This is a genomic window from Vibrio barjaei (genome assembly GCF_001639065.2).
GTDB lineage: Bacteria > Pseudomonadota > Gammaproteobacteria > Enterobacterales > Vibrionaceae > Vibrio > Vibrio barjaei.
This window is the reverse complement of the sequence record NZ_LQXO02000006.1, coordinates 169,711-196,117: the sequence shown is the minus strand read 5'-3', so window position 1 is coordinate 196,117 and position 26,407 is coordinate 169,711. Positions and strand designations below refer to the sequence as shown.

Here is a 26,407-nt window from a genome sequence, read left to right as displayed (position 1 = left end):
CATGTTAGTGATTTTCATCGTGGTCGGCAACGGGCTGTTTCACAGGAATTCGCAAAAAGAAGGTAAAAACGCCGATAAACAGCATAAATAGCGCAACTTTTAACCACACTGGTTGGACAACCAATATAGAGATAGCAAAACTTAAAACGATGAAGATTGCGCCTTTGGTTCTGACCGCGCGTTTAATGCAACGCTCGTTTTCCCAGTCAGAGATGATGGGACCGAGCTTACGATGAGAAAGTAACCAATCATGAAATTGAGGGCTACCACGGAAAAAACTCGCACTAGCCAGAAGCAGGAAAGGTGTGGTGGGTAGAAGCGGAAGTACGATGCCTACCACACCCAATATTACTGAAGCAACACCTAACGTATTCCAAAAGAAACGTTTAACTGGACTTATTGTATTGGTCAAAAACCCGCATATCCGTTCATAACTCTAATCCACGTCAGAGTAGCGGGAAGCGTTGGAATTAGCAATGCGGCAATGAAGCCTAAAAAGTAAAAAATGTTGTATGGTTCTTTGAATTCTGTATCAGACATGACTTTGCTCTTGGGTATAGTTGTTTTAGACATCAAAATGGGAAGCTTTCGCTTCCCATTTTTGTTAACACTTTGACTATATCTCAATTACATTCAATCAAAAACAGACTAACTGTGTGGTTATTTTTGAAGAGCGCTTCAACGACGCTGTTTTAACTTGGCAGTGCGAGTTTCACCTCCCAACTGAAACTACTTGAACCAACACGACTTAAGGACAGCTTTCCCCCTTCTAAAACAGCAAGGTCTTTAGTCATAAAATTACTTAAACAGTTCTCACCCAAACGATTTGACCCGGAGATGTTGTAATGAGCTTGAGAATTCTCCCAACGACAATCCAATCCAGCGGGCAAGACAGATATGGTGCCCTCCGATAAATCAATCACGCCAAAAACAGCTTCGACAGGATATGCAGCGCACGAGCATTGCATACCTTTTTCTATATTTCGCGCAAGATCTTTAAGATCGACACTGTTGTGATGCAAACGGCGTACATAATCATCAAATAGTGTCCGTACTAACAACGTACTAGCCACACCCCCATGGTCACTTGATGAAGCATCGACCAGATAAAATGCCATCTGACCGCTCATAAGCCATGTGTAATCGAACACAAGTGGTAACGTATTGGCCGACTGCAAAAGCCGGTAACTACTTCTCCACGCCCCTAACGCAGAATCTTTTTCAGGTAACAGTGCTGTGAGCAATTCTCTCGCTGCGTTAGGATTTTGCTGGAGATATTGTAGGTGCCAATGCAGTTCTTGTTCTTCTTGCGAACCGTCTTCTTCTGATTCATCAATACGGAACCATCGACTGACAAAGTCAGATTGTTCACAACTGCTAGAACTCTCCTCTAAGACGACATTAATAGATTCCGTAAGATGTTTATAATCACCAATAGGTTTGGTTAAGAAGTCTTTTACTCCCATACGTAACGCTTTAGCAACGTCCGCCATATCACCCGTCGCTGAAATTACAATAACCGGTAATGACGGGTATTCTACGCGCACCTCTTCGGTGAACTCCATGCCAGTAAGAAGCGGCATAGCTAAATCACAAAGCACTAAATCTGGCTCAGCAATGCTAAGTAGTTTTAAAGCCTCTAATCCATCCCCAGCTTCTATTACTTGGTGGCCCGTTGCCTCAAGAAAGTTTCGGGTAACGGTTCGAAATACGGGATCATCATCAACAACCATAATCCGCGCACTGTGTTGCTGATGAGGTATAGCCACAGCAGCCTGACTGTCGGTATTAGACATAAAATTACGCCTCACAAAATTTATTGAGCTTGTTGTTATTATTTTTTGGTTTACATTAAACGTCGTACCGTAGGACACGTTACAATAATGCATTTATATGTATATGCAGGCAGCAGAACAAACTGCTCCTGAGTATTTTAACTGTAGGCAGAAATTCGTTTTTATACAAATGTACCCTTGGGAGAGTTTTTTTAATACAATAGCTAAAGTTGAAAAAATCAAACAACCCTTTGATATCAAGTTAGTTTGCTTGAGAACCCTTGTGTTATTTAGCAACAACGCTTGAAATTAACCACGCCAGCTTGACAAGGTGTAAGCTATACTAAAAGCCAATTAATACAAATAGTTGAATATATGAAACTTGACGATTTAAATCTGTTCCGACTTGTTGTGGAAAATGGGAGTTATACAGCAACTTCTCGTAAGACAATGATCCCTGTTGCAACAATTACTCGACGTATACAGGCTCTAGAGGATTCTTTGAATCTTCGTTTACTGAATCGTCACGCGCGAAAACTGTCTTTAACTGAAGCGGGTGAACGCTTCTATAGTGAGTGCTCTCCCCTTCTTCAGCGTCTTACTAGCACTACCGAAGATATCGCAGATGAATGCAAAGGTGCGTCTGGTAAATTAAAAATATCGTCACCTTCTAATTTGACTAAGCGCATGATGATGCCAATGTTCAATGACTTTATGTCTAAATACCCTGACATCAGCCTTGAGCTAACGATGAGCAACCATGCCGATCAATTAGACCCAACAGAATGGGACGTTATTTTCCGCGTCGGTCCTCAACGTGATTCAAGTTTAATTGCTCGTAAAATCAGTACGGTCAAAGATATCCTTGTTGCGCACCCAGACTATCTGTCATTAAACGGCGAGCCTAAGCATGCCGAAGAGTTATCAACCCATCGCCTATTAAAAGGCGCACCGTTAATTAAATGGCAACTGAAAAATACCAGTGGCGAGTCCATTATTAACAACACGAAAGGCCGTTTCGAAGCCAATAGCTTAAATGTGGTTCGCAGAGCGTGTTCTGCTGGTTTGGGGATAACCTTGATGCCCGATGTCATGCTAAAAGAGTACATTAACAACGGAGAGCTAGTTCGAGTCCTGCCTGAGTGGAGTGCGAACCCACGCGATATTTATATGCTCTATAACCATAAAGATCATCTACCTGAAAAAGTCCGTCTATTCATCGACTTTGTTATCGATTACTCACTTCATTGATCTGTCACTAGACTACGGTTTCAAATTTTAGAGGCAAAAAAAAACCAGAGCTTGCTCTGGTTTTTTCTTTTCATCTTTTGCTTATTCGTTATGCAGTTCTAGATTCGCTAGGTCCGCTTGAATATCACGTTGCGCTTTTGCGTCATCACTACGCAGCGAGTCAAGAAAGTCTAGATACGTTTGATCAATATCGCCAGTCACATATTCACCGTTGAACACTGACGCCTCAAACAATTTCACATCTGGGTTTCCAAGACCAACAGCTTCAATTAGGTCAGGAATGGTTTGGTAGATTAGGGCGTCCGCACCAATTTGCTTACAGATAGCATCGTTATCACGGCCGTGAGCAATCAGTTCATTGGCGCTCGGCATATCAATACCGTAAACGTTAGGGAAGCGAACTTCCGGCGCAGCGGAAACCATGAATACTTTGTTAGCTCCTGAATCGCGTGCCATCTCAATGATTTGCTCTGACGTTGTACCGCGAACAATCGAGTCATCCACCAACAGAACGTTCTTACCTTTAAATTCTGAGCGAATGGCGTTCAGTTTACGACGAACCGACTTCTTACGTTGTTGTTGGCCTGGCATAATGAAGGTACGACCGACATAACGGTTCTTAACAAAACCTTGGCGGTATGGCTTATCGATGGCCTGAGCGATTTGCAATGCGATATCACATGACGTTTCAGGGATTGGGATAACCACATCAATGTCTAGATCCGAATATTCTTGCTGAATGCGCTCACCCAGTTTCTTACCCATTTCAACGCGCGCACTGTAAACAGAAATTTTGTCGATGAATGAGTCGGGACGAGCAAAGTAAACAAACTCAAAAATACATGGGTTTAGGCTTGGGTTGTCAGCACATTGACGCGTGAATAGCTCACCGTCAAAAGTCACATAAATCGCTTCACCTGGAGCGACATCGCGAACGAAGTCAAAGCCCACGGCATCAAGAGCTACCGACTCAGAAGCCACCATATACTCGGTTTTTCCTTCGACGTCACGTTTACCTAAGCATAGCGGTCGGATACCGTTAGGGTCACGAAATGCAATCATACCGTGGCCGATAATCATAGCAGCTACTGCGTAAGCCCCTTTGATCGTACGATGTACATTAGTAACAGCTCTGAAGACATCATCAGATGTCACATTGCCTTTTACGGTATCAATTTCATGGGCTAGAACATTCAGTAGTACTTCAGAGTCGGACGTAGTGTTCACATGACGACGGTCTTTTTCAAACAGCTTCTCACGAACTTCGTGAGCATTAGTCAAGTTACCATTGTGAGCCAGTGTGATTCCGAATGGTGAGTTCACGTAGAAAGGTTGAGCTTCTGAAGCGCTTGAGCTACCTGCTGTAGGGTAACGAACATGTCCAATACCAACACAACCTTGGAGGCGTTGCATATGCTTCGCTTCAAATACGTCTTTTACTAGACCATTCGCCTTACGCAGACGAAAACGATTGCTTTCTATGGTAACAATACCAGCGGCATCTTGGCCACGGTGCTGTAAAACGGTCAAAGCGTCATAGATAGACTGATTCACAGGCGTTGAGCCAACGATTCCAACAATACCACACATGTCCTAATCCTCGATTTGCGACATTAGCTGACGCCATTAGGCGCCAGACAGGAAACTAGAAGTTGCTTCGATGTGTTCAAAAAACGGCTGTATCACAAGTTTAAATTGCGGAACAAGCTGGGAAGACTCCCACCATTCACTGCTATTTAGTGTCGTGAAGGTATCGACAAAGAACAATACCGCTGAAACAATTAACACACCTCGAAGCGCGCCAAATACGATACCTAATACTCTGTCAGTACCCGATAGACCCGTTTTTTGCACTAACTGCCCTAAAACATAATTAATCAATGCCCCAACAATCAGTGTGGCAACAAATAGGGCAGCAATTGCGGCGCCATTTCGGAACATCTCATCTTCGATATTGGTAAAGTACACCGCAAGTTTTGCGTAGTACTGGCTGGCAATAAAAAATGCGCCGAACCATATCACTAAAGACATTGCCTCTTTGGCAAATCCGCGAACTAAACTGATTAAAGCTGAAAGCCCAATCACACCCAAAATGACAAAATCTAACCAATTCATGAATTCTTCATCTCAAGTTGGCGCGCATTTTAACAGAAAAATCCGCGACGCAAACGTTTTCTTATGGATTTAGTGGTTTAAATTTGAGCAACTGACCTTTTGAACCGGTAATTTTCTCCAATTCTAGCAATTGCTTCTCAAGTTTACTTTTTGAAACATCTGGACCAATGATGACACGCGTAAAGGTAGCTTCCTGTTTTACATGTGCTTGATAGCCGCGTTTTTGTAGGTCAGCAACAAGACCGCGAGCATTATCCGCATTCTTAAGAGCCATAAGCTGAATAATCCATGCACTATCAGCATACTCATTACGCTCAGGCACTTCTTTCACTGCAACATCTACGATATCACGCTTATCTTGTTCAGCCTTCTGCTCAGGCATAGCTGCAAGCTCTTCCCCTACCGTTGCTTGAACAGGTGAGTCAGGTAACACCGATGTGTCTTCTTCTGGCTCTAGTACCTCAAAGCTTTCTACTTGAGCGCTGATTTCAGGCTTAAGTGGAATACTGGCAAATTCTTCTTTGTAATGAAGCTTTTTACCATCAAGTAGGTCAGGCAAAATGATGACACCAACTGCGACCAATACAATGGTACCCACCAAGCGGCTTTGAAATTTACTCGCCATTGATACTCCTTAATTACTTTATTGCTCTTGAACGCCTAACTTCTCACAATACTCAAGAACTTCGCCAACGGTATGGAAGGATCCTACGACCAAAATCATATCGTCTGACTTTGCTTCACTTTTCGCGGCTTGATACGCACTGACTGGGTTGTCGTATCGCTTTAGAGCATTGCCAGACATTAAATGCTGGCACAGTTCGTCTGCACTCGCCGCTCTTGGCCCTGATAATGACGCTGGATACCAATCTTCAGTTAATGGGTTTAACACTCGAATGGTCTCTTCGATATCCTTATCATGCAGCATGCCAATCACGACTTTAAACCTGCGATTTGGGTAATGCTTAGAAAGCTGTGCAACCAGATACTCTGCTGAATGGGGATTATGGGCCACATCAAGAATACTCAGTGGCGTTCCGGTAAGCATCTGCATACGACCCGGAAGACGCGCTTGTTTAAGTCCATTAACGATATTGACATCGGAAATGTCCAATTCCGCTGCCCCTAACGCCATCAACGCAGTGTTGGCATTCATGAGCGGTAAGACGGGTACTGGCAAGTCCTCAAGCATGAATGTGCCATGTTGCCATGCCCATGTGTGCTCTGACGTCAGTTTGTAGTCAAATTGAATACCAGTTTGGTAGAAATTTGCCTTAATATCATCAGCATGCGCAGGTACAGTTGCAGGTGGTTTGGGCTGACCACATATTGCGGGCTTCCCAGTTCTAAAGATTCCTGCTTTCTCGAACCCAATCACATTGATATCGTTACCCAGCCAATCAACATGATCTACAGCGAGGCTAGTAATGACAGAAACGTCGTGATCAACCACGTTGGTTGCATCAAGACGCCCTCCTAGACCAACTTCCAGTAGAACCACTTCCACTTTGTTTTCCTGAAACTGTCGCAATGCAGCAAGCGTGGCGTACTCGAAAAAACTAAGGCTGACTTCGCCGCGCAGCTTTTCGATATAGTCAAACGCACGGGTGTGTGATTCATCAGGAAGATCGCTACCATTAACGCGAACACGCTCGTTGTAACGGATAAGGTGTGGGGAACTATAAACACCGACTGAATAACCTGCATCGAGCAAGATTGCTTCCATAAGCGCGCAAGTGGAGCCTTTGCCATTGGTACCAGCGACGGTAATGACAGTTGGAGCAGGTTTGGTCAATTGACCCTTTTGGGCGACTATCGAGACTCGATCTAAACCTAGGTCGATAGCACTAGTATGAATACTATTTAAGTAATCAAGCCACACCTGTAAAGAAGATGTGGCTTGTGGAACGGATTGTGAACTCATTTAGCCGTCAATATCTTAACGTTTGATAACTTAGTGAGTACTTTACCCTTTTTCGTCCACTTCTGGTACTTCATATGTCGGTTCTTCTGGAGAATCTTCAACTGAGACCACTAAAGGAGACGCTTTATTTGTCATTTTAGCAAGTAGGCTACCGACGCGTTGACGCATTTCACGACGATCAACAATCATATCAATCGCACCGTGCTCCAGTAGGAACTCACTACGTTGGAAGCCTTCTGGCAAGTCTTCACGAACCGTTTGCTCGATAACACGACGACCAGCAAAACCGATCAATGCCTTTGGTTCACCGATATTGATATCACCCAGCATTGCTAAACTCGCCGATACACCACCCATAGTTGGGTCAGTCATAACAGAAACGAACGGCAGACCTTTTTGAGATAAGCGCTCAAGTGCAGCACTGGTTTTCGCCATTTGCATTAGAGACATTAATGCCTCTTGCATACGCGCTCCACCACTGGCAGAGAAACACACTAGACCACAGTTGTTTTCTATAGCTGCTTCTACTGCACGAACAAAGCGAGCACCAACCACAGAGCCCATAGAGCCACCCATGAAGGAGAACTCAAATGCACATGCGATGACTGGGTTACCCAGCAATTCACCTTGCATTACAACGAGTGCATCTTTCTCACCGCTGTTTTTTTGAGCAGCAGAGATACGTTCTTTATAGCGTTTTGAATCTTTAAACTTGAGTTTGTCTTGTGGCTCAAGCTCAGTCGCAAGTTCAACACGATTGCCTTCATCTAGGAATGTTTCTAAACGACGACGCGCTTTCATTCGCATATGGTGGTCACACTTAGGACACACCTCTAGATTACGCTCTAATTCAGCATGATAAAGTACTTGCTCACAGGAAGTACATTTAGTCCAGATACCTTCTGGGATAGACGCTTTGCGCGAGCTAACGATGTTGCTTTTTTCTAAAATTTTTTCAAGCCAACTCATGGAAGACCTTTTCTCTTGTGACTCCCGCTTAATGGCGAGAGATTGAAATTCTAATTAATGCCGTTGGATTAAACCATATTACAGGCTAACTGTAGATAAAAAACTGGTTGTACCTATCCTTGTGACATTGCCATAAATATTTGTAACGCCGAAAGTCTCTACTGATTTTCGAGTACAATTACCAACCAGAGTTCACATCATTCGGCAAAAATAGTGGACCAATTGGCACTTCTGGGAGCTGGTACTCACTTGGATAATCCACATCGACCAAATACAGGCCTTCGGCTTTTGCCGTTGCACCGGCTAACTTGCGATCTTTCTGCTGCAATAGCCATTCAATCCACTCTGGTGGCTGTTCACCTTTACCCACCATAATCAAGCTGCCAGTAATATTACGCACCATATGATGAACAAAGGCATTAGCTTTGATATCAATAACCACGTACGGTCCATGGCGAGAAACATTTAGATGCATGATATTACGCCATGGGCTTCGAGACTGACAGTGAACCGCTCTAAACGACGTAAAGTCATTTTCGCCCAGCAAATGTTGACCTGCTTGATGCATTTTTTCCGCATCAAGTTCACCATGATAATGACTAATACCAGAAGACAAAATGCCAGGTCGCAACGTATGGTTAAAGATCACATAACGATAACGTCGCGCAGTCGCTGAAAAACGAGCATGAAATTCATCAGGGACTTCTTTTGCCCAACGTACAGCGATATCCTTAGGAAGATTCGCATTCACACCCATGGTCCAGGCCGCTGGTTTACGAATGACAGAAGACTCAAAATGAACCACTTGCCCAGTGCCGTGCACACCTGCATCTGTTCGACCGGCACACTGTACTTCTACTGGCTGATTTGCAACGATCGATAGTGCTTTCTCCAGCTCCTCTTGCACACTTGATACGTCTCTTTGTCTTTGCCAACCGTAGTAGTTTGCACCGTTATATTCGATACCTAATGCAACTTTCATCGTTTTCTCTGTCTATCTGTCAATTTTCAAAGGGGGCAAAGTATATACCCAACTCATAAAGGTATAAACCCGTAGGTGGTGAATGCTTTGTCATCAAAGCGTAAAAGCAAAAACGGCGGTCATTCAACCGCCGTTTTACATCACTTTTATTTACTGATATTCGGAAAGCTTTGCAAGCAAGGCCTTCGCTTCTGATTGAATATTGCCACTACCTTCTAGTAGCGCTTTCTCAAGTAATTTCACCGCCCCGTCGAAATCGTTCATTTCGATATAGATCTTGGCAAGATCAAGGTTTCCTGCGGCTTCGGAATCAGAATCGACATCGACTTCAGTAATAGGACCAATAACATCAGGGAACTCATCCAATCCCACATCCAACTTCAACTCTTCTTCCTCATCGGTGGAATCATTGTCGTCGACCTGTGCCATCAGCTCATCGATCGTCATAAATTGTTCTGCGTTGTCTTCAAAGTCGGCGACAGGGTCTTGGGAAGCCCAGTCTTCTTCACTGGCATCAGCTAAAGAACCAGCATGAGTGTTGTTCCAAATTTCCTGTTCTTCATCTGGGATTTGATGGTCGATTGATGCTCGCTGCTCGTCAGTCAATGAGAAACCATTCCAGTCCTCACCACCTTCTTGGTCTGGAGCATCTTGCAGCATCACACCTAAATCCATACCAGCACTATCCACAGTGGTTTGGTCAACAGGACTAATATTTGAGAACGCTTGCTCACCCTCTTGCAGCAACTCCCCCAGCTGACCTTCTTGCTCAATGGCTGACATGTCTACCATAGAGAAAGCATCTGCTAGAGCATCAATTTCTGAGTGATCTAATGTTTCACCTACCATGTCTTGCTCAACTGCAAAACTTGGCTCTTGTTCAGAAGCGGACGGCTCCATATCCGCCGCAGCTTGTGACTCATCGTATTCCGGTAGGTCCTCTAGCGAAATAGCGCCACCGGTGAACTCATCCTGAGCCGAAGTCTCATGAACAAGCTCAGGTTCTGCTTGCTCGCTATCCGCATACGCGTCCTCTTCGGTGTAATCAGGAAAATCAAATTCTTCAATCGGTTCTCGTTCCAGCATCGTTTGAGTGGCATCTGATTGAGAAGCAGTCTCAATGTCACTCTCAGTATTGTGGGCAACGTCTACCTCTGGCAGTTCAATGTCATGTAGTACGGCTTCAATATCCGATTCGTTAACATCGCTTGGCTCAGACCCCTCCTGCTCTATTGGCGGTCCTGCCAACACATCAGCAAGCGCATCTTCTTCGCTATACTCAGGTAGTTCATCATCAGCCATGGCAAAGTCGGCAGCCAATTCTGAATCCGGCTGCAACGTATCCTCAGCCTCACCCTCTGCATCGGCGAAGGCATTTTCTTCGTTGTATTCACTTTGTAAAGCCTTGGCTAAAAAGTCATCTTCTGACTCTTCTTCATGAGATGATTCAGCCACTGCTGCTTCCACCGCAATTGACTGAGTATGTTCATCATCTGTCAACCAATCATCATCTTGAGGAATTCCAAACTCATTTGCCATCAAGGCTTCAAGTTCTTTCTGTTCTTGCGCATCATCACGCGGCGCTGTGCCCGACTCGCCTACCCCTTCAATTTCAGGGGAGAAGTCGAACTCATCTTCAAATGCAGTACTCGCGTTATCACTGGCTGACGTTTGTTGCTGATGCGCCTCGTTACGTCGCTCGTTCTCTTGCGAAGCTTCGCTTTCAAAACTTGACTTTAACGGCGCTTCTTCAATGCCTAGGTTATCTGGAATAGAATCAACATCAGGAACATTACTGTCTAAGTCATCTAATGTTGATGGCTCTTCCACTTGGGACAGCGCTTCAACAGCAGGAGCTTGCGAAGATGAAGACAAATCCATCGAATCGAGCTCTTCGATATTTACTTGCTCAGCCTCAGCAGTAGCTGGAAACAACTCAGCATCTAATGCCAGATCGAGTTCATCCTCTAAGTGCTGGTCTTCAGTCACATTTTGCGCTGTGGCAGCCACACTCTCTTCGACCGGCTTATCTACATCAGTGTTTTCTTCTACATCCGTACTTTCTGCTACAGCCATTACGTCGTCAGGCTGTTGTGCTAGTGGAGATTCGGCTTCTACTGTTGAAGGTTCAAGGTTTGATGGCTCAAGGCCAGAAAGTCCAAGTTCAGAGAGTTCAAGTTCGCTGTCTTCGATCTCATTATCTAAATCAATATCTGCGCCAATAAGATCGTCAGAGGCAAACGGGTCCAGACCGACGGCTTGCTTCTCATCAGAGGCTGAATTGCCTAATGTGCTTTCGAAAAGCAACTCATCAAGTAAATCGGTATTATTTTCATCAAGCTCTAAGTCTTCATCTGCCAGCAGAGTGACATCATCTAGGTCTATATTCTCGGAAGATTCAAGCTCCTTGTCAGTCACTTCTTTCTCATCAGCATCGACTATTTCATCGAGCATTAGATCAGAATCATCCAAATCCGACAATTCAAAATCGTCGTCCAGCATATCGTCTAGAAGTGCGACTTCTTCGTCTTGTGTGACCTCATCGGTATTAGACTGTGGCGCTTCAGGCGTTGTATCTATTTGTGAAAACTGGGCAAAAAGGTCATCAATATCGGCATTATCAACGGGCTCATCTGCTTGCTCTGATGCAGCTTTGTTATCGGTTTCAATATCTAGATCATCGAGATTAAAGTCACCATCACTTTCTAGATCAAAGCTATCACCCGCAAGTAACTCGTCCATGTCCGCTTGATTCAGGGAGCTTTCAGGCTCCTCCAAATCAAGGTCCGTCGTTTCACTATTAGACGTGCCGTTAAAATCAGCAAACAGATCGTCGAGCTCTTGTTGAGAAACAGGCTCTGAATCTGTATCAGACAAGTTTAAATCGAGGTCATCTTCTGCATCTGGAACAGCAACATCATTGAGTGCACGTTCCATTTCTTCAAGACCTAATGCCTTTTCACCATCTTTAACGCTGATGCCGTTATTACTCGCGTCAAGATCAACAAAACCGATATCCAGCTCACCATCTTCGTCGATGCTGGCGAACGGATCTTCGTCATCATCATCTAAATTGAAATCAAGATCGCTATCATTCAAATCGGCGAAGATATCATCTTCTGGCTGTTGCTCTACCTCTAGTTGGCTACTGTCATCATCTTCCTCAATCCCAGCAAGGAGGTCATCCGAGAACGGGTTATCATCATCCAGAGTATCAACCGCAACAGCTGCAGTAGCAACACCAGCGGTCGCTGCTGCAACATCAGAAGACGGATTTGAAGTATTGGTTTCTTGATTACTAGTAATCTGCGTCTTTTGCTTACGAGATCGTAAAACCATCATTACCAATAAGCCGATCAGCAATGCAGGAACAAATGCTAGTAAGGCAACAAACCAAGGCTTAGCTAACCACGTATCCAACTTGCTCGGCGCAAGCCTTGCCATCTCTGCTTGCTTGCGTTTTTCTTCACTGAGCTGTCGCTCAACCTCTGTACGAATACGCTCTTCGTTGCTGACTTCAGTTTTTAGAACTTCCACTTCATTTTGGACTTCTGACAACATCAATCTCAGTTGATGATTACGCTCTTCTAAGGAAAGTAATTCACTTTCTGAACGCGTCAACTCTTCCTGAAGCTTTTGAGTTAGCTCTTGTGCTGGCGGCTTAATCTCACCCGACTCAATTAAGCCTTTCGCTGCTGGAATAACTTGCTCTAAACCTGTCTGAGGTTTTATGTCCGAAACTTTTTCTTTCGTGGCTTGCGATGGATTCGATTCGGTTATCGCCGATGTTTCCAACCTTGGTTTCACATCAGCCGGTTTTACCGCAGGCTCTGATTCCGCGACCACCTTGGTCTGTGTCGCTGCTGAATTGAGTTTATTTTGATGAGCAGAAAGTACGGCTAAAGCTTCTTGTAAATCGACACGATTGATTTGAGTGTCAGACGGGATACGGAGCTCGCTGTTAGGGACCAGCTTGTGAATATTGTTTTGCTCAAATACGGCTGGATTGAGTTGATAAAAGGCGTAAATCGTTTGTTGTACAGTAGCGTCTGCTGGTTTGAACCGACTCGCAATCGACCAAAGAGTTTCGTTGACCTTAGTAGGCCCATAATAGCGAGCAGGCGTGTCAGAATCTGGAGTAACTTGATTACGAATTGGCTGTGAAAACTGTGGCGCAGCCAGAGCTTCACCGTTAGGGCCAGTTAATCGAATAGTATCAGCGCTGATAGAAAAAGAAGTCGTCGCTCCTGCTAGTGCAAGTGTCACCAGCAAAGGCTTTAAAAAATGATGCATGGAAGGCTCAGCTGTCTGCGATAAAAAATACAAATCTAATCTTGGTACTATATCGGATAATCACTGCAAAACTATAGCTCAGCCTTGAAAAAACATGATTCAAGCATGATATTCGTACCAATTTTGTCACTCTATACAGAACAAAGGCCTCTAACAAGAGGCCTTTAATAATCAACTTAAATCCAACGTAACGAATTTAGAAGTAATCGCGAATTAATACTTCTGCAATTTGCACTGCATTCGTCGCGGCGCCTTTACGTACGTTGTCTGCAACTACCCAAAGGTTGACACCGCTGTGATGACTGATGTCATTGCGAATACGACCAACCATAACGTGGTCTTTGCCGCCCGCATCACGAACTTGGGTTGGCATATCTGCACCATGGAATACTTCAATGCCGTCCGTTTGCTCTAACAGTTGCGTCACTTCTTCCGCTGAGATTGGCGCACGAGTTTCTAAGTGTACCGCTTCAGCATGGCCGTAGAATACCGGAACTCGAACACACGTTGGGTTCACCATGATGCTCGCATCATTGAAGATCTTCTGAGTTTCCCACACCATTTTCATTTCTTCTTTGGTGTAGCCATTGTCCATAAACTGGTCAATCTGTGGAATACAGTTAAACGCAATCTGCTGGCTAAACGCTTTATTTTCAACTGGTTTGCCGTTTAACAGCATTGCCGTTTGACCCGCTAACTCATCAATACCTGTTTTACCCGCGCCAGACACTGACTGATACGTCGTGACATTAATACGATCAATACCTACAGCGTCATGAATAGGCTTCAATGCAACCAACATTTGAATAGTTGAACAATTTGGGTTGGCAATAATGTTACGGTTACGGAACTCAGCAATCGCTTCTGGATTAACTTCTGGAACAACCAAAGGAACGTCATACTCGTAACGGAAGTTTGAAGAGTTATCGATAACAACCACGCCTTCATCAGCCGCAATCGGTGCCCACTTCGCTGATTGCTCGCCACCAGCAGAGAACAATGCGATGTGAACTTGAGACCAATCAAAGTTTTCTACATTCTCGACTCGAACGGTTTTACCATTAATGCGATAAGTTTTACCTTCACTACGTTCACTAGCCAGCAAGTAAATGTCACCCATTGGAAATTCACGTTCTTGAAGCACTTCCACCATAGTTTCACCTACAGCGCCGGTTGCTCCAAATATAGCAATATTAAATTGTTGGCTCATTGGCTACCTCGATTTGAAATCCTAGTTCTGCTAAAGGTGCTAAATTGCATGAATCGTTACCTTTAACAAGGATGGCGCCATATTCACGCCTATCCCAATAATTTTTGCGCATTTTATCAAAGCCGCCTTCATTGTGAATCTTACGGCGGAAAATTGCGTCGTCTTTGCGTACATCATAGATGATTTGAGTCATGCTATGCAGTGTCGCTTCATCCCACTCTCTATCTAATGTAATTTGTGGAATGGGGGCAATAGGTAATAAAGCATCTGGGTTAGCACGTTCAGATAACTGCAAAAACTCACAATAGCTATTGAAGATCATCGTCGTGCCGCGAGCTTTACCCTCTAAACCATAGCCCGCAATATGAGGGGTCGCGAACGTTAACAGAGGAAGCAGGTCAAAATCAACTACTGGTTCAAACTCAAACACGTCAAGAACGGCAGTAAACCCATCGTTCTTAAGTAGTCGTTGCTTTAGAGCAGCATTATCCACCACAGGACCACGTGCTGCGTTTATTAAGATTTGGTCAGCTCTAAAGTTGTTTAAACGCGCTTCGTCGATTAAATGATGAGTCGGAAATTCACCATCTCGTGTAATTGGCGTGTGCATAGTGACGACGTCAGATTGCTCTAGCAGTACATCTAGATCGGTAAATTCACGGCTGTCGCTTTGTTGCTGCTTAAGAGGGTCGTTGAGCAGAACCTTAACACCAATACCTTGTAAACACTTTTGAAGATAGCTTCCTACTTGACCACAACCAACAATGCCTACTGTTTTGTCAAAAATAGAGAAACCTTGTTGCTGAGCAATAACCATCAAGCTACTGATCACGTATTCCGCAACGCCAACCTTATTGCAACCTGGTGCAGCCGTGAAAAAGATACCACGTTGTTGCAATAATGCTTGATCAACATGATCCATGCCCGCTGTCGCTGTACCGACAAATTTCAATTTGTTCGCTTTTTCTAGCAACGATTCATTCACTTTTGTGATCGAACGTATCATCAACGCATCAACGTCAATAAGGTCGTCAGCCGTTAGCTCACGTCCTGGTTTCGCTATAACTTCTCCTAGCTGCTCGAACAATTCGACAGCATAAGGCATTGCTTCATCAACAATAATCTTCATTGTTTTGTCCAAAGGGTGTTGTCCTTACCTAGGCGTGAATTGTGCTAGATCTTCACCACAGTGTCGAGAGAACTCTCTTCAAACTCCGTAGATAGAAAAATGCCCAGCCAATAATGGCTGGGCAATATCCAGAACAAAAGGATTCTAACCCGCTCTCCAGGGGCTAAAACTTGCGTCTGCGACCAATTTTCACTGGTCAGCTCTGGAAATCATAATAACTGATTATCCAGTCTTAGCCTTGGTACTTTTTCAATACTAACGTTGCGTTAGTACCGCCAAAACCAAAGCTGTTTGACATCACTGTGTTCAGTTCTTGTTCGCGAGTTTCAGTAACAATATCTAGACCTTGAGCCGCTTCATCCAGTTCTTCAACGTTGATGCTTGGTGCAATAAAGCTGTGATGTAGCATTAGCGCAGAATAAATCGCTTCATGAACACCAGCCGCACCCAATGCGTGACCCGTCATTGCTTTTGTCGCCGAGATTGCAGGGCTATTGCCGCCGAATACTTCTTGAATAGCGCCCAGCTCTTTTACGTCGCCAACTGGGGTTGATGTACCGTGAGTGTTTACATAGTCAATCACTTCTACGTCTTGCATTGCCATCTTCATACAACGAACCGCACCTTCACCAGATGGCGCTACCATGTCGTAGCCATCAGAAGTTGCACCGTAACCTACGATTTCACCGTAGATAGTCGCACCACGTGCTAGAGCGTGCTCAAGTTCCTCGACAACAACCATACCGCCACCACCAGAGATAACAAAACCGTCACGGTTTGCATCGTAAGTACGGGAGGCTTTTTCTGGTGTCTCGTTGTATTTAGTAGATAGTGCACCCATAGCGTCAAACATCATAGTTTGCGTCCAATCAAGCTCTTCACCACCACCAGCAAATACGATGTCTTGTTTACCAAGTTGAATCAGTTCCATCGCATGGCCAATACAGTGTGCCGAAGTTGCACATGCAGAACTCATCGTGTAGTTCACACCACGGATTTTAAATGGAGTCGCCAAACATGCAGAAACAGTTGAAGACATAGTACGAGGTACCATGTAAGGACCAACACGCTTCACACCTTTTTCACGAATAGTGTCTACCGCCAGTGTTTGGTTTAGTGCTGAAGCACCACCCGAACCGGCAACAATACCCGTGCGATCATTTGATACTTGGTCTTCTGTTAGACCCGCATCAGCAATTGCCTGTTCCATAGACAGATAAGCGTACGCCGCAGCATCACCCATAAAGCGCATTTTTTTACGATCAATGTGCTCAGCTGGGTTGATTTTCAGGTCGCCCCACACTTGAGAACGAAGGCCCATCTCTTTGAACTGCTCTGAGGCGTTAATACCAGAACGGCCTGCTTTTAGAGACGCTAAAACTTCTTCTACGTTGTTACCGATGCTCGAAACAATACCCATACCGGTAATTACGACTCGTTTCATGTGACTTTCCTATAAATTCAAAAACTGCTAAATGATAACGAAGATACAGGATATAAGTGGTCAGCTTTCCCATAAATTCGTACAATCCGCACCAATAAATGCTACCAATGCCCTAATAACTGTAGTTGTGATAACTTTCTAGTAACGGGTATAACACAAGTTAAGTGTCAATATTATGACTTCCATCACTCACGCTCAACTCGACTGGAATGAGTCGGGTACTCCAGTTTCAGACCAATTTGACGATGTTTACTTCTCTAATGTCAATGGGTTAGAAGAAACACGTTACGTTTTTTTGAAACAAAATCGCCTTCCGGAGCGTTGGCAGGATTTCGAACAACGACGTTTTGTCATTGCTGAAACCGGATTTGGTACCGGCCTCAATTTCCTCGCAGTGTGGCAATGGTTCGAACAGTTCCGAATGAGCAATCCAGATTCGACACTTCAAGAACTGCATTTTATTAGCTTTGAGAAATACCCTCTTTCAAAAACCGATCTAGAAAAAGCGCATCAAGCATGGCCTGAATTAGCGCCGTATGCCGAACAGTTGCAAGCACATTACCCTATGGCTTTACCGGAATGTCATCGCATCGTCTTGGCGGATGGCGCGATAACGCTGGATCTCTGGTTTGGTGATATTAAAAACTGCATGCCGCTAGTACCCACACCAAAAGAAGGTGTTGTTGATTGTTGGCTCTTAGACGGTTTTGCGCCAAGTAAGAATCCAGAGATGTGGAATCAGGACTTGTTTAACGGCATGGTCAAGCTCGGTAAACAAGATTGTACTTGTGCAACGTTTACGGCAGCAGGTTTTGTCCGAAGAGGTCTAATCGAAGCGGGTTTTGATATGCGTAAAGCCAAAGGTTTTGGCACAAAGCGCGACATGATTGTCGGTCAAATCGCACAAAAAACGCCATTCACAAATTATCACTCTCTGTATTATCGACCAAACCTAAATACACCTGAACAAGTGGCTATTATTGGAGGCGGTATTGCTAGTGCTTGCCTGACGAAAGCGTTAGCCAATCGAGGGATTCACAGCCAACTGTTTTGCAAAGACAGTGAACCTGCTCAAGGTGCATCCGGAAACAGGCAAGGTGCAGTTTACCCACTTCTTAACGGTGAACACAAAGGCGTATCGAGAGTGTTTGCTCCTGCGTTTATTTATGCCCGCCAGTTTGCGGAGCAAGCAGCAACCACAATCCCTTACGACCACGATTGGTGTGGTGTCACGCAACTGATGTGGGACGAGAAATCTACAACTAAACTTGAGCGTATGTTGTCAGGAGGCTTTCCGACAGCGCTTATCCATAAGTTAGATGCAGAACAAACCTCAGAGACCATAGGCCTCCCTTCACCGCATGCGAGCATTCACTACCCTCTCGGAGGTTGGTTATGTCCATCCCAGCTCACTCAAGGTCTAATCCAAAGAAATATCAACAACGGAAAAAGTAGTGCTTACTTTAATTTAGAAGTAGCTGAGCTAAAACAAACGAAGGACGGAAAGTGGCAAGTCATCCTCGTCGACGGCACTATCCATCAAACGCATTTCGACACAGTTATCGTTGCTAATGGCCATAAATTTAGTGCTATAAAACAAACCGAGAAACTTCATCTTACGGCGGTAAAAGGACAAGTCAGCCATATTCAGACGACAGATAAGCTCAAATCGCTAAAGTCCGTCTTATGCTATGACGGCTATATGACACCAAACAATCCACAAACAGACACCCATTGCATCGGCGCAAGCTACGATCGTAAACACATCGACAGCCATTTTGATCAACAAGCTCAGTTCGAGAATGCCGAAAAACTCAGACACTGTATTCAAGACGTCGATTGGGTTAATGAGGTAGATACCACTGATAACCAGTCACGACAGGGGATTCGCACCGTGAGTCGTGATCACTTACCCTTTGTTGGTCAAGTGTGTGATTTTGATACGCTGGAAGCCTCCTATTCGGAGGGCGATAACACTTTAAATGAACTTCCGAATTATAGCGGCTTATATTGTATGCTCGGTTTAGGCTCTCGAGGACTGAGTTCTGCGCCGCTTTTGGCTGAACTATTAGCCTCTGAGATTTGCGGTGATCCTCTTCCGCTACCCGTGGATGTTTTATCACAACTGCATCCCGCTAGGGCTTGGACTAAACGAATTGTAAAATCAAAACCTTTAACCCTATAAGCAAACCTGCATCAGCCACGCCCAACCTCGTGGCTGGTGCCTTTCACTTCTACTATCTCAAAACCAAAAAAGCGTTTAAGAAATGAGAAACGCGAATAATCCGCAACAAATTCAAACCAATCCATTCGACTTAACGTGATCTAAATCCCATAATTTTCACTAACACAGGGAGTGTTAGTATGATTTGGAGACCCATTTGGTTGATATGCTGCTTGCTTATCATTCATAGTCCGTTCGCATTAAGTGCGAGCCAAAACGTCACAACAAGAGTTCTATTCGTTAATCCAGGCTTTGCTGATGAGAGCTTTTGGGGAGACGTTGACGGCTACGCGAAAACCGCGGCATCCTCGCTGGGCTTAACCTTGGAGATACTTCACGGTAATAGAGACCACATTCTGACACAGCAGTTGCTTGCAGAACGGATGCAAGTTTTGCCTAAACCCGACTATGTCGTTCTCGTTAATGAAAAAAACAACGGACTCGCACTATTAAACATGCTATATGAATCAGATTGCTTTGTTTCTTTCGTACTCAACGACCTCTCCCCTTCAAACAAACAAACGCTGCGAACCGATCCAATATGGAATACGCGGCTTATGCCTGGCGTATTTCCCAACAACTTTAATATCGGATATCTCACTGCCAAAGATCTGTATCAAAAAGGAAAGGATAAACAAGGCGCATTCTTAATCCTGTCAGGAGATAAAAACACTCCCGCATCAAACAATCGCGAAGCAGGTGCTATGGCGTTTGTGATGCAGCAAGAACACACCACGGTTGCGCAGCGAGTGTACGGAGATTGGCGAGAGGATCTGGCTTATGAACAAACCAAGGTCCTGCTTAAACGTCATCCAAAAGTCCGTTACATCTGGACCGCTAACGATCACATGGCATTTGGTGCTCAAAAAGCGGTTAGAGAGGCTAGACGCAGTATCGGCAACGACATTTTTATTAGCACTATCAACACATCACAAGCAGTACTATCTAAACTTAAAATTGGGCACATTACTTCATTGGGCGGTGGACATTTCACCGCAGTCGGCCTGCAAATGGTTAAGATTCACCATCACCAGAAAGACCAGCGTTGGCCACAAAGAACCAAATTCAATCTATTCCAATTAATTCGTTATCCCTCTGAGCTGTTCTCTACGCTTGAGGACAAAACATGGAGCAACATAGACTTCGAAAATATCGACATTTTTGCCAATCCAATCGACCCTTTTGTTGTCAAAAGTGAGTGAACGATAGATGCAGCGCTTCAATGCTATGTCCATCCGCCGCAAAATGATCACCATTTTGATTATTGTTACGGGAGCTCTGGCGCTGTTAAACGTAGGTATTCAAGCTTATGTCGACTATCGACAGGAAATACACAAGGTGAACAAACATGCTCGAGTCCACGTACACTCGCTCACCTACCCCATTGCAGAGTCGCTATGGGATCTAGACCTCTCACAACTTCAGCAACTTATGCTGAGCATTAGTGAAGATGATTACATTCGCAATATTCGATTAACAGGCGTCGATGGCACCTATTTGGACGCCAATTTATCACCACAGATCAAAACCAGCCCCTCGATTTTAGAACTGCGATACAACGGTCGCTACCTCGGCAACATCTCTTACATGATTGACGACGAAATTATCCAAGAAGAAGTGATATCTAAGCTCGCATTAGGGCTTTTACTTAACATTATCGAAGCCGTAATTATTCTGGTCGTTATTCTCTACATTGTTCGCAAGCTAATAACAGCGCCACTCTTAGAGCTTTATAGTCTTTCGAAAGATATTAGCCCCAGAACCTCAAGCAAAGTGAAACTACCGCAAGGTTTAACAGAGCGTACAGATGAACTATCTTATGTCGCTCACGCCTTGCAAAACCTAAACAACACTTCTCGTAATGCGATTGCGGCACAGAAAAAAACTGAACGTCAGCTATTGCAGCATCAAAGCCAACTTAAACATTCTATTGAACGGCAAACGGAAGCGTACAAAGCGCAAAGTAAGTTGCATCGTATCTTGGCAGATATGTCATTAAACATACTCACATGTAACGAAGACAATGTTACCGAAGTGATGTATAGCGCGTTTGAACCGATAGGACGGGTTCTAGAAATCGATCGTATTAGCATACTCTCAATCCAAGCTCAGATGGCTACGTTCAGCTATTCATGGCGTGCAGATGGTTCAAAGAACCCTTTAGGTGAAGGTTTTAATATCGAAACCATGACATTGCTGCAAAGGCGGTTACTGTCTCTTGACCCCATCATTATCGATGACATCGAATCGATTAAAGACAATGCTCAAACTGAATACGCGCTGCTTAAAACCCAGAATGTCGCCTCTATTGCCCTATTCCCTCTTATTGATGGTCAGTCTGTTTTTGGCATATTGAGTGCGTCTAACTTGCATCACTCCCAGCAATGGACAGAAACGCAGAGAACTATTTTAAGCCGGTTATCAACCACTGTTAGCGAACTGCATATTCGCTTGAAAAACCATAACGAGATGACTGCTTTACAAGGCGAGCTCATCGAAACTAATCGCAGATTACATATCGCTGCCGAAACAGATGAACTAACTGGTCTACCCAACCGCCGTCCGTTTATGACTGAGCTCGCCCACAACACCGAAAGCCTCTTTGTTAGTACCATTACGACCATGATGATAGATGTCGACCACTTTAAGCAATACAACGATACCTATGGTCATGTCCAAGGAGACTTTGCCCTTCGTTATGTGGCACAAGCACTCAAGCAAGTGTTGTCTCCTTGTGGTCATATGGTGGCGAGAATCGGGGGGGAAGAGTTTTGTGCACTTCTCATCAATACCTCACAAGAAGAGAGTGTCGTGCTAGCACAGCAAATGCGGCAAGAAGTAGAGAAACTCAACATCACGCATTCCGGTAACGACCCTTATGACATTGTGACCATTTCCATTGGTGTCGCGTTTCAGCACTTAGGTGAACACCCCATTACTCCACAATACATGCTTGAAAATGCGGATGAGGCCCTCTACGCCGCCAAAAAGCGAGGCAGAAACCACGTAGAAATCGCACCTGGCACCAAATGGTAAATCTCATCAATTCATTGATTTATTATCGTCACCACAAATTCTTGCATTTTTTTGACAACGCAAGGCTGTGTAAACTGCACACTTTGCCGTTTTTTCGTTCCACACACTGATTTTTGGTTGATTATGAGAAGAATAGTATTACTACTTAGTCTAGCTTTTGCGTCTGTTCAGCCTAGCTTTGCTGACGTAAACACTGTACCAGTAGGGATAAGACCATGCTGCGCCTTTGGAACAGGCCTTAAAGCTGAGCTAGGAAGCGTGCCCGTCCCTTTCTACTCCATTAAAAACGTACTCAATGTCGAAGACGTTGATGCTCACGTGTTTAATGATGGTTCTTCGAGTGTCATAGGTAGTCTTCTCGGCACGTCAGACGAAGTTAACGGTCTGATTTTCTCTAATAAAGGTGGCTTCATCGATACTGCTCATGTAAGAGATACTGCGGACTTCACCTTATACCTTTATCACAGCATCAAAAATCGTGACAGTGACCACTTCGAATTGGCGCTTACACCTGAGCTTCGTAGCCGCAAAATCGAGTTCAGTAACTTAGACGAGCTTGACTCAAGTAACAACGAAGAAGCCAAACTTGCAGGCCTATTGGCGTTTCGACTAGCCCAGTGGCATGAAATCGCACAATGGTATGGCTTAGTGTCCGTCGGCGGATTTAAAGAGTATCCTTCCGCCTTCTCTCCTGAAGATTTGTACTCAAATATGCTCGGTGCGTTAATCGCGATGGAGATCATTAAGATCAACCCTGACATCACTCAAGATGCCTTTGTTGTGTTGTTTCCACAGTACTTCAGAAAACACCTGAAAATGCTAGATGCACAAGACGAAGACACCACCATTGCCCAACTCAAAAAGTTGGATGGCATCTGGTGGGATAGCAGCAAACGCTTACCAGATAAGTGGGTAGTCAAAACTCGCGATTATCACTACAGCCTAGATTTGACTCCAAATGGGGTGACTAAGGGTACGCCGCTTTCGTTATCAGCATTTAGCCATCTAGAACAATTTGGACAGTTACAGCTCGTCGCTGCTGACAAGATCAATTCGTTTGATATACTGCCGTCCGCATTAAATGAGAAAGAGGTCTGGACTCATCAAGAGTTTCAGATGATCGCCAATATTGCTAAGTCGGTCGATGACCAAGATGCGAACAATCGTAACGATGCCCTAATAATGAAGTTGAATTAACACTATGAGTGAAATACAAAAAAACACCGGAATCAAACGTATCATCTATGCCGCCCGATATTCTTGGTTAGGGCTAATAGCAGCATGGAAGAACGAAGCTGCCTTTCGTCAAGAAGTGGTCGCATTGATTGCCGCTGTTATTATCGCTTTGGTCATCGATGTTTCACTTTTTCAGAAAGTGGCTCTGGTCGGTAGTGTTGTATTTGTCATGATAGTCGAACTGATGAACTCGGCAGTTGAAGCCGTTGTTGATCGAATCGGTTTAGAACGTCATGAGCTTTCAGGCCGCGCAAAAGACCTCGGCTCTGCCGCCGTTTTTCTTGCAATTGGTTTAGCACTGATGATCTGGGCAGCCATATTTTGGTCGCATTTCATCGGCTAATTCCGTCACAGCCGTCTTACTTCTAATTTCAACTCAAGGCTTGAACCTAACCTAGGTTCGAGCCTTTGTTTTATCTAGTGCTCATGCTTTGAGCCGCCTTTTGGCACCTCTGATATTGAATTGAACTTCAACGAATTCTTTGCGAATAAGAGTTATCTACCGTTCCTCAGGCACTTTCAAGACGCTCTGACTATGCAGGGTTCGCCGACAGTGTGTCTGATCACGACCATTTCCACGGAGATTTTGATCAAGACAGACAATAAGCCAACGTCAAATCTAACAAATAAGGACTCCTTCAATTTTCTGAAGGAGTCCTTATCGCGTCAAAATCGACCATTCTCTTCACGCGCAAGATCCATTACAGTTAGAGCGAGCCAGTATGGGAATGGAGTCTTTGTGAACTTACGTCAACTAGAAGTGTTTTACGCGATTATGCAAACGGGAACCGTCTCGGGCGCTGCGAAAAATCTCCATGTATCGCAACCTAATGTGACCCGCGTACTAGCTCACACGGAGCTGCAGCTTGGTTTCTCTCTGTTTGAGCGCGTCAAAGGACGTCTGGTTCCCACTCAAGAAGCCAAAACCCTGTTACCAGAAGTAGAGAAAATCTATCTACAACTCGGCCAGTTTAAAACCCTCACCAATAAGGTTAAAAAAGGGCATCAACACATCCGAATAGGTGCGCCACCAGTATTGGCCACAAAATTCCTGACGCCAGTGATCGCTCAATTCTATCAAACACATCAATGCTCAATAGAACTGGTCACCGGTAATCGCTGTGAACTGTGCGATGCATTACTCGACAATGCACTCGATATTGCCGTCGCGTTTGGTGAAGACACTCCTGCCGGTATCTCTCACCAACTTCTGACCAAAAGATCAATGCAAGTTCTAGTGCCAACCTCTGATTTCACTCGATTGAACGATAGCGAAAATAAACACGCGGCTGTGACGTTAAAAGCTTTGTTAGACGATGAACTAAACATCATCGCCCTAGACAGGCGCGATCCTTTAGGGCAAAAACTCACGCTCGCTCTTGAACAAATACAACCTGATTTCGTTCCGTCTCTCACGGTTAGAAATTACAGTTCAGGTGCAGAACTGGCCGCTCTGGGCGCGGGTATTGCGATTGTTGATCCGTGGACTGCCAATCAATATGCCGCAAGTGAGAGCTTACATAGCCTTCAGCTATCTGACGCTATCGATTGTTCCGTATCACTGCTCACCAGCGACTTACATCCTTTTTCGATTGCGACGAAATCTTTTCTTTCGATGTTGAAAAATCACGCACGTGCCTAGTTACAACTTACGACCACCTATAACCTAATGTTATAGGCGACCAACAACAGAGCATTCGCTATTAGATTATCCCCTCCCTATCTTAAATAGCATCAGCCTTGCAGGTACGAATCTATTGTGAAGCTGGCTACTTGTGAATCTAGCTACTTATGAATAAAGGGACACTATGAACATTTCTCAGCCTTACTTACTTTTCCTTGGTGACGTCACTGATCCTCTTTCAGCAAAAACCGCGCGCGGTATTGTCAAATGGCGTCCAGAGGCCTGTTTAGGACAACTTAGGCTAACCGAGGATACCATCTCTTTAGGACTCACTGAATTAACACTCGAGCAGGCTAAGCAACAAGGAGTGAAAACACTGGTCATTGGCACCGCCAATGCGGGCGGCTTTATTCCTAGAAACTGGGTAGAGACACTCATTGCAGCAGCGAACCTAGGGTTGGATATCGCATCGGGAATGCATCAAAGACTGACAGACATCCCAGAGTTAACCCACCTGGCTGATCAAGGCTTAATCCAGCTATTTGATGTTAGACACTATGACGAACGCCTTGCAGTAGGTAATGGTAAAAAGCGTTCGGGGAAAAGGCTACTCACTGTCGGAACAGATTGCTCGGTAGGGAAAATGTTCAGTGCCCTGGCTATCGAACAAGCTCTACAGCAGCTTAATGTTGACGCTAGATTCAAAGCAACGGGGCAAACTGGCATCTTAATCGATGGTCAAGGCATCTCAGTGGATGCGGTCGTAGCAGACTTCATTTCAGGTGCCGTAGAAGCCTTAAGTCCTGAGTTTAACGATCATGAGTGGGATATCATTGAAGGACAAGGCTCTCTTTTCAACCCATCCTTTGCTGGCGTAAGCTTGGGACTATTGCACGGGGCTCAGCCAGATGCGCTTATTCTTTGTCACGAAGTTGGACGTCAGCACATTCGCCACCTTCCCCACGCTCAATTGCCTACGATTGAGCAGACTATTAACGCTAACCTTTTGGCAGCGCGTGTGACCAACCCTAAAGTCCAATTTGCGGGTATCTGTTTAAATACTTCCATATTGAATGAGTCTGACGCCAAAGAACTTTGTCAACAATGGAGTGAACAGTTTGACCTTCCCGTAACGGACCCAGTTCGTTTTGGCGTAGACTCAATCGCTAACAAGCTAAAAACGTTGTGAGAGTCT

20 protein-coding genes are annotated in these 26,407 nt (G+C 44.7%); 8 read left to right on the top strand and 12 right to left on the bottom strand.

Features of this window, described 5'->3' with window-relative positions:
• Positions 1 to 4 precede the first annotated feature (4 nt).
• Together AWH66_RS03535 and AWH66_RS03530 are read right to left on the bottom strand one after the other, a co-directional pair.
• Positions 5 to 412, bottom strand: a complete 408-nt coding sequence (locus tag AWH66_RS03535; protein ID WP_063605684.1) for a YbaN family protein — start codon at positions 410 to 412, stop codon at positions 5 to 7.
• Between the two features lie 280 nt (positions 413 to 692).
• Positions 693 to 1,796: a response regulator gene (locus AWH66_RS03530; protein WP_063605685.1), complete on the bottom strand. Its 1,104-nt coding sequence runs from the start codon at positions 1,794 to 1,796 to the stop codon at positions 693 to 695.
• Between the two features lie 354 nt (positions 1,797 to 2,150).
• Here AWH66_RS03530 and AWH66_RS03520 point away from each other — a divergent pair, with 354 nt between their 5' ends.
• The gene (locus AWH66_RS03520) at positions 2,151 to 3,026 is read left to right on the top strand and encodes a LysR family transcriptional regulator (protein WP_063605687.1); all 876 of its coding nucleotides are present in this window, start codon (positions 2,151 to 2,153) and stop codon (positions 3,024 to 3,026) included.
• A gap of 81 nt (positions 3,027 to 3,107) precedes the next feature.
• On the opposite strand, the gene purF is transcribed toward AWH66_RS03520, so the two are convergent.
• From purF to fabB, 10 genes are all read right to left on the bottom strand, one after another.
• Complete coding sequence (purF, locus tag AWH66_RS03515; RefSeq protein WP_063605688.1) at positions 3,108 to 4,616, bottom strand: amidophosphoribosyltransferase; 1,509 nt, start codon at positions 4,614 to 4,616, stop codon at positions 3,108 to 3,110.
• Positions 4,617 to 4,652: 36 nt separating this feature from the next.
• Positions 4,653 to 5,141 carry a CvpA family protein gene (locus tag AWH66_RS03510; protein ID WP_006071324.1) on the bottom strand — a complete coding sequence of 163 codons (489 nt, stop codon included), beginning with the start codon at positions 5,139 to 5,141 and terminating at the stop codon, positions 4,653 to 4,655.
• 61 nt (positions 5,142 to 5,202) lie between these two features.
• On the bottom strand, positions 5,203 to 5,766 hold the full coding sequence (locus tag AWH66_RS03505; protein WP_063605689.1) for an SPOR domain-containing protein: 564 nt from the start codon (positions 5,764 to 5,766) through the stop codon (positions 5,203 to 5,205).
• Positions 5,767 to 5,784: 18 nt separating this feature from the next.
• Complete coding sequence (gene folC, locus AWH66_RS03500; RefSeq protein WP_063605690.1) at positions 5,785 to 7,065, bottom strand: bifunctional tetrahydrofolate synthase/dihydrofolate synthase; 1,281 nt, start codon at positions 7,063 to 7,065, stop codon at positions 5,785 to 5,787.
• Between the two features lie 42 nt (positions 7,066 to 7,107).
• Positions 7,108 to 8,034 carry an acetyl-CoA carboxylase, carboxyltransferase subunit beta gene (accD, locus tag AWH66_RS03495; RefSeq protein WP_063605691.1) on the bottom strand — a complete coding sequence of 309 codons (927 nt, stop codon included), beginning with the start codon at positions 8,032 to 8,034 and terminating at the stop codon, positions 7,108 to 7,110.
• A gap of 178 nt (positions 8,035 to 8,212) precedes the next feature.
• The gene (truA, locus tag AWH66_RS03490; RefSeq protein WP_063605692.1) at positions 8,213 to 9,016 is read right to left on the bottom strand and encodes a tRNA pseudouridine(38-40) synthase TruA; all 804 of its coding nucleotides are present in this window, start codon (positions 9,014 to 9,016) and stop codon (positions 8,213 to 8,215) included.
• Positions 9,017 to 9,166: 150 nt separating this feature from the next.
• Positions 9,167 to 13,309 carry a FimV/HubP family polar landmark protein gene (locus AWH66_RS03485; protein WP_063605693.1) on the bottom strand — a complete coding sequence of 1,381 codons (4,143 nt, stop codon included), beginning with the start codon at positions 13,307 to 13,309 and terminating at the stop codon, positions 9,167 to 9,169.
• A 196-nt stretch (positions 13,310 to 13,505) separates the two neighbouring features.
• On the bottom strand, positions 13,506 to 14,519 hold the full coding sequence (locus AWH66_RS03480; RefSeq protein ID WP_063605694.1) for an aspartate-semialdehyde dehydrogenase: 1,014 nt from the start codon (positions 14,517 to 14,519) through the stop codon (positions 13,506 to 13,508).
• Positions 14,503 to 15,648 (bottom strand): 4-phosphoerythronate dehydrogenase, encoded by a 1,146-nt coding sequence (locus AWH66_RS03475; RefSeq protein ID WP_063605695.1) that lies wholly within the window; start codon positions 15,646 to 15,648, stop codon positions 14,503 to 14,505. Before AWH66_RS03475 ends, AWH66_RS03480 begins: the two co-directional genes overlap by 17 nt.
• A gap of 232 nt (positions 15,649 to 15,880) precedes the next feature.
• Positions 15,881 to 17,092 carry a beta-ketoacyl-ACP synthase I gene (gene fabB, locus AWH66_RS03470; protein WP_006071332.1) on the bottom strand — a complete coding sequence of 404 codons (1,212 nt, stop codon included), beginning with the start codon at positions 17,090 to 17,092 and terminating at the stop codon, positions 15,881 to 15,883.
• Between the two features lie 175 nt (positions 17,093 to 17,267).
• Here fabB and mnmC point away from each other — a divergent pair, with 175 nt between their 5' ends.
• The 7 genes from mnmC (at position 17,268) to dgcN (ending at position 26,401) form a co-directional block, all read left to right on the top strand.
• Positions 17,268 to 19,277 carry a bifunctional tRNA (5-methylaminomethyl-2-thiouridine)(34)-methyltransferase MnmC2/FAD-dependent 5-carboxymethylaminomethyl-2-thiouridine(34) oxidoreductase MnmC1 gene (gene mnmC / locus AWH66_RS03465; RefSeq protein WP_063605696.1) on the top strand — a complete coding sequence of 670 codons (2,010 nt, stop codon included), beginning with the start codon at positions 17,268 to 17,270 and terminating at the stop codon, positions 19,275 to 19,277.
• A 179-nt stretch (positions 19,278 to 19,456) separates the two neighbouring features.
• Positions 19,457 to 20,518: an ABC transporter substrate-binding protein gene (locus tag AWH66_RS03460; protein WP_083399945.1), complete on the top strand. Its 1,062-nt coding sequence runs from the start codon at positions 19,457 to 19,459 to the stop codon at positions 20,516 to 20,518.
• Positions 20,519 to 20,525: 7 nt separating this feature from the next.
• Complete coding sequence (locus AWH66_RS03455) at positions 20,526 to 22,352, top strand: sensor domain-containing diguanylate cyclase (protein ID WP_063605697.1); 1,827 nt, start codon at positions 20,526 to 20,528, stop codon at positions 22,350 to 22,352.
• A gap of 123 nt (positions 22,353 to 22,475) precedes the next feature.
• The gene (locus AWH66_RS03450) at positions 22,476 to 23,549 is read left to right on the top strand and encodes a DUF4056 domain-containing protein (RefSeq protein WP_063605698.1); all 1,074 of its coding nucleotides are present in this window, start codon (positions 22,476 to 22,478) and stop codon (positions 23,547 to 23,549) included.
• Between the two features lie 4 nt (positions 23,550 to 23,553).
• Positions 23,554 to 23,931 carry a diacylglycerol kinase gene (locus AWH66_RS03445; RefSeq protein ID WP_063605699.1) on the top strand — a complete coding sequence of 126 codons (378 nt, stop codon included), beginning with the start codon at positions 23,554 to 23,556 and terminating at the stop codon, positions 23,929 to 23,931.
• Positions 23,932 to 24,327: 396 nt separating this feature from the next.
• Positions 24,328 to 25,230 carry a LysR family transcriptional regulator gene (locus tag AWH66_RS03440; RefSeq protein ID WP_063605700.1) on the top strand — a complete coding sequence of 301 codons (903 nt, stop codon included), beginning with the start codon at positions 24,328 to 24,330 and terminating at the stop codon, positions 25,228 to 25,230.
• A 166-nt stretch (positions 25,231 to 25,396) separates the two neighbouring features.
• Positions 25,397 to 26,401 (top strand): N-acetyltransferase DgcN, encoded by a 1,005-nt coding sequence (gene dgcN / locus AWH66_RS03435; RefSeq protein ID WP_063605701.1) that lies wholly within the window; start codon positions 25,397 to 25,399, stop codon positions 26,399 to 26,401.
• The last annotated feature ends 6 nt before the right edge of the window (positions 26,402 to 26,407 follow it).

Coding starts and splice junctions, on each gene's coding strand:
- mnmC (WP_063605696.1), top strand. CDS start 17,268: ATGACTTCCATCACTCACGCTCAACTCGACTGGAATGAGTCGGGTACT.
- truA (WP_063605692.1), bottom strand. CDS start 9,016: ATGAAAGTTGCATTAGGTATCGAATATAACGGTGCAAACTACTACGGT.
- AWH66_RS03445 (WP_063605699.1), top strand. CDS start 23,554: ATGAGTGAAATACAAAAAAACACCGGAATCAAACGTATCATCTATGCC.
- AWH66_RS03485 (WP_063605693.1), bottom strand. CDS start 13,309: ATGCATCATTTTTTAAAGCCTTTGCTGGTGACACTTGCACTAGCAGGA.
- purF (WP_063605688.1), bottom strand. CDS start 4,616: ATGTGTGGTATTGTTGGAATCGTTGGCTCAACGCCTGTGAATCAGTCT.
- AWH66_RS03520 (WP_063605687.1), top strand. CDS start 2,151: ATGAAACTTGACGATTTAAATCTGTTCCGACTTGTTGTGGAAAATGGG.
- fabB (WP_006071332.1), bottom strand. CDS start 17,092: ATGAAACGAGTCGTAATTACCGGTATGGGTATTGTTTCGAGCATCGGT.
- AWH66_RS03530 (WP_063605685.1), bottom strand. CDS start 1,796: ATGTCTAATACCGACAGTCAGGCTGCTGTGGCTATACCTCATCAGCAA.
- dgcN (WP_063605701.1), top strand. CDS start 25,397: ATGAACATTTCTCAGCCTTACTTACTTTTCCTTGGTGACGTCACTGAT.
- AWH66_RS03510 (WP_006071324.1), bottom strand. CDS start 5,141: ATGAATTGGTTAGATTTTGTCATTTTGGGTGTGATTGGGCTTTCAGCT.
- AWH66_RS03460 (WP_083399945.1), top strand. CDS start 19,457: ATGATTTGGAGACCCATTTGGTTGATATGCTGCTTGCTTATCATTCAT.
- AWH66_RS03505 (WP_063605689.1), bottom strand. CDS start 5,766: ATGGCGAGTAAATTTCAAAGCCGCTTGGTGGGTACCATTGTATTGGTC.
- AWH66_RS03475 (WP_063605695.1), bottom strand. CDS start 15,648: ATGAAGATTATTGTTGATGAAGCAATGCCTTATGCTGTCGAATTGTTC.
- AWH66_RS03450 (WP_063605698.1), top strand. CDS start 22,476: ATGAGAAGAATAGTATTACTACTTAGTCTAGCTTTTGCGTCTGTTCAG.
- AWH66_RS03480 (WP_063605694.1), bottom strand. CDS start 14,519: ATGAGCCAACAATTTAATATTGCTATATTTGGAGCAACCGGCGCTGTA.
- AWH66_RS03455 (WP_063605697.1), top strand. CDS start 20,526: ATGCAGCGCTTCAATGCTATGTCCATCCGCCGCAAAATGATCACCATT.
- folC (WP_063605690.1), bottom strand. CDS start 7,065: ATGAGTTCACAATCCGTTCCACAAGCCACATCTTCTTTACAGGTGTGG.
- accD (WP_063605691.1), bottom strand. CDS start 8,034: ATGAGTTGGCTTGAAAAAATTTTAGAAAAAAGCAACATCGTTAGCTCG.